1 protein-coding gene is annotated in these 880 nt (G+C 69.7%); it reads right to left on the bottom strand.

The genetic code is table 11. The features are described from left to right. The coding region (locus AC27KI_RS26040; RefSeq protein ID WP_487116737.1) for a response regulator at positions 1–457 on the bottom strand (457 nt) is incomplete at its 3' end. Positions 458–880 lie beyond the last annotated feature (423 nt).

The raw sequence follows: 880 nt of genomic DNA, 5'->3' as shown, positions 1-880 counted from the left end.
CCAGCGGCGTGTCGGCCACGGGCGGGGAGCCGTCCGGCGCCGCGTCGAACCAGGTGCCACCGTCCAGCACCGCGCTCACCGCGGCGGCGAACGCCTCGGGCGCCTCCTGCTTGTGAACGAAGCCATGGGCGCCACTGGCCCGCGCCTTGAGCAAGATGGCCGGATGGCTGTCGCCGCTGACCATGAGCACGCGGGTGGCCGGCGCGAGCGCCAGCACGTCGCGCACGAACAGGTCGGTGGCCCCGTCGGCCAGCCAGAAATCCACCAGTGCGATGGCTGGGGCACCGCGCTGGGCGATGGTGCGCAGGGCTTCGGCCGGGCTGCCCGCGCTCACCGCATCGTCCAGTTTCTTGTGTAACCGCAGGAACGCGGCCATGCCGTGTGCGACGAGAGGGTGGTCGTCCACGACCAGCCCGTAAGAGCCGCCGCCAGGGCGCAGGGGTTCAGAAAAGCTCAAGGAAACTTCCGTGCCGGTGCAGGCTGCCCGCCCTCGGAACCGATGCACCGCGTAACAAATACCCCCCGAAAGGGGGGAGGGCATGGGATGCAATGTACTGAAAATCACCCGCTCCTTGCACCGAACCGGGTGGATATCGTCCGCGTCCGTTGCTTTGATGCCAGTCACCCCGACGCAGGGACGTGCCGGCGCCTTTGTGGCCGGACCACGCGCGTCCGCTGCGATCGTGGGTGTTCTCCCTTCCGGGAGGGCACCTGTTCAACCCCTTTTCAGGAAACACACCATGAACACTGCGGACCTGACCCGCCGAACGGCTGCGGCCTTGATCGTCTCCCTGCTGGCCGCCTGCGGCGGAAGCGACGGCAGTGGCGACCCCACGGCGCCGACCGCCCCGGGAACGCCCGCACCCGCCCCCTCGCCCGG

Source organism: Acidovorax sp. KPB24-03 (assembly GCF_057546605.1).
This window is presented reverse-complemented; position numbering and strand designations above follow the sequence as displayed.